Source organism: Corallococcus carmarthensis, from assembly GCF_003611695.1.
Taxonomy (GTDB): domain Bacteria; phylum Myxococcota; class Myxococcia; order Myxococcales; family Myxococcaceae; genus Corallococcus; species Corallococcus carmarthensis.
The window spans coordinates 1-2,283 of record NZ_RAWE01000431.1; the positions used below are offsets into that span (position 1 = coordinate 1).

A 2,283-nucleotide genomic window follows, 5' to 3' on the forward strand; every position below is an offset into this window, starting at 1 on the left:
GTAACCGTCCGGCCAATGACGTGCCGTGAGGGATTGCCGGGGGCGCAGCGCGCAGCGGACGCTTCCGGGCATGGCGAAGCAGGTGGAGAAGCCGGAGTGGGCGCGCATCGCGGAAGCGTTCGAGGCCAGCGGGCAGACGCAGCGGGAGTTCGCGTTGGCGCGGGGCGTGCGGCTGAGCACGTTGCAGTCGTGGGTGTACCGGCATCGACGGAGCGCGCCGTCGCGAGGCGAGCCGGTGAGACTCTTGCCGGTGCAGGTGGCGACGACGCCCGCTGAGGCAGCGTCCGAGCTGGAGGTGGTGGCGGCGAGCGGAGCGCGGGTGCGGTTCGCCGTGGGGACCGACGTGGCGTACGTGGCCCGGCTCGTCGCCGCGCTGGGACGGTGAGAGGGTGTTCGCGCTTCCGGCGTCGGTGCGCGTGGTGCTGGCGGTGGAGCCGGTGGACATGCGCAAGTCGATAGACGGCCTCATGGCCTTGGTGCGCGGCGCGTGGGGCGAGGACGTCTACTCGGGGCACCTCTTCGCCTTCGTCTCCAGGCGGGGCGACCGCATCAAGGTGCTGACGTGGAGTCGGGGCGGCTTCGTGCTGCTGTACAAGCGGCTGGAGGCGGGCCGCTTCCGGCTGCCACCGGTGGACGCGGGCGCGCAGGCGGTGACGCTGGACGCCACGCAGTTGGCGATGCTGCTGGATGGCATCGACGTGGCCCAGGTGAGGCGCCAGCCCGCCTGGACGCCTCCCGGGCGCACTGGCACCTGACGCGCCCGGCCCGGGACGCCGCGCGGCGGTGGCGTGTTGAGGCCTGGTGCCCCGAGAGCTGCCTCAGGACCACTTCTGCCCCTGGCGCGAGGAGGCGGAGGAACTCAAGGAGCGCCTGACGTCGCTGGAGGCGAAGATGGCGACGCTGGAGCGCCACGTCTTCGGCCGCAGGGCGGAGAAGCTGCCCCCGGTGGCGACGGAGCTGCGCAAGGACGCGGATTCGACGGCGGCCCGGGCCGAGGCGGCGAAGAAGAAGCGCCAGGAGAGAGCCACCCGGAAAGCCGAGGAGGCTCCGGCGCGAGAGATTCGCCACGCGGTGCCCACCGACGAGCGCCACTGCCCGGCGTGCGGCAGCGAGGACTTGAAGCCACTGGGCCAGGGCCGCACCTCGGCGGTGTACGAGTACGTGCCCGCCCGCTTCGAGAAGCAGGTGCACGTGCAGGAGGTGCTTTCGTGCGTGTGCGGCCGGGGCATCGTCACCGCCCCGCCTCCAGCCCGGGTGGTGGACAGGGGCGAGTATGGCCCCGGCTTCCTGGCCCACGTGGTGACGTCGAAGTGCGCGGATGCCATGCCGCTGCACCGACTCGCCCAGCGGGTGGAGAGAAGCGGCGTGCCCATGAGTCGCAGCACCCTGACGGACCTCTTTCACCAGTCCGCCTCCGTCCTACTGCCTCTGTCCTCCCACCTGCTTCAAGTCATTGCCGCCGCCGAGGTGGTGTGGGCCGACGAGACCCCGCTGCGCGTGCTGGACGTGAAGAAGACAAGGCTGGGTTACCTCTGGACCTTCCTCACCCAGAATGAGGCGGGCCAGTGGCTCATCGGCTACCGCTTCAGCATGGGGCGGGCCAGCAAGACGCCGAAGGAAGTCCTGGGCGGCACCCGGGGCGCCCTCGTGGTGGATGCGTACACGGGCTACAACGCGGTGACGCTGCCGGAGGGGAGAATCCGCGTCGGGTGTTGGGCACACGTGCGCCGCCGCTTCTTCGACGCGCTTTCCACCGCGCCCGAATCCCGCGAGGCGATGGACCTCATCCTCGAACTCTACCGCGTGGAGGCCCAGGCGAGAGGCGCGGACGTGGTGCGCACCGCCGCGCACCGCGAACTGCGCCAACTCAGCAGCACCCCCGTCCTCAAGCGACTTCGTGCCTGGCTCGATGCGCAGGCGCCGCGCCACCCGCCCAAGAGTCCGCTGGGCCAGGCCATCTCCTACACGCTCAAGCAGTGGGATGCGCTGAGCCGCTTCGTCTCGGATGAGCGTCTGCCCTTGGACAACAACCGCTCGGAATCGGCGCTGAGGAAGGCAGCCCTGGGGCGTAAAAACTTTCTCTTCGTCGGCCACGAGGCCGCGGGTGAAAACCTCGCGGGCCTCTACGCCCTGGTGGCCACCTGCGAGGCCAACGGCGTCAATCCCGAGGAGTACCTGGCCGACGTGCTGCTGCGCGTCCAGACGCACCCGAACGCCCGCATCGGAGAGCTGCTGCCGCACGAGTGGAAGCGCCTTCGCGCCGCCGATTCGTCCTGAGCCCCC

The 2,283-nt window shown here is 70.7% G+C and carries 3 protein-coding genes; all 3 read left to right on the top strand.

The window, feature by feature from the left end:
- Positions 1-70 precede the first annotated feature (70 nt).
- Genes tnpA through tnpC form a run of 3 tightly spaced genes read left to right on the top strand, consistent with a single transcriptional unit; the run spans position 71 to position 2,277 of the window.
- Complete coding sequence (gene tnpA / locus D7X32_RS44145; RefSeq protein ID WP_120608449.1) at positions 71-385, top strand: IS66 family insertion sequence element accessory protein TnpA; 315 nt, start codon at positions 71-73, stop codon at positions 383-385.
- Between the two features lie 4 nt (positions 386-389).
- Entirely contained in the window at positions 390-755 is a 366-nt protein-coding gene (gene tnpB / locus D7X32_RS44150) for an IS66 family insertion sequence element accessory protein TnpB (RefSeq protein WP_120578478.1), read from the top strand.
- A 58-nt stretch (positions 756-813) separates the two neighbouring features.
- Complete coding sequence (gene tnpC, locus D7X32_RS44155) at positions 814-2,277, top strand: IS66 family transposase (RefSeq protein ID WP_120608451.1); 1,464 nt, start codon at positions 814-816, stop codon at positions 2,275-2,277.
- Positions 2,278-2,283: the final 6 nt, after the last annotated feature.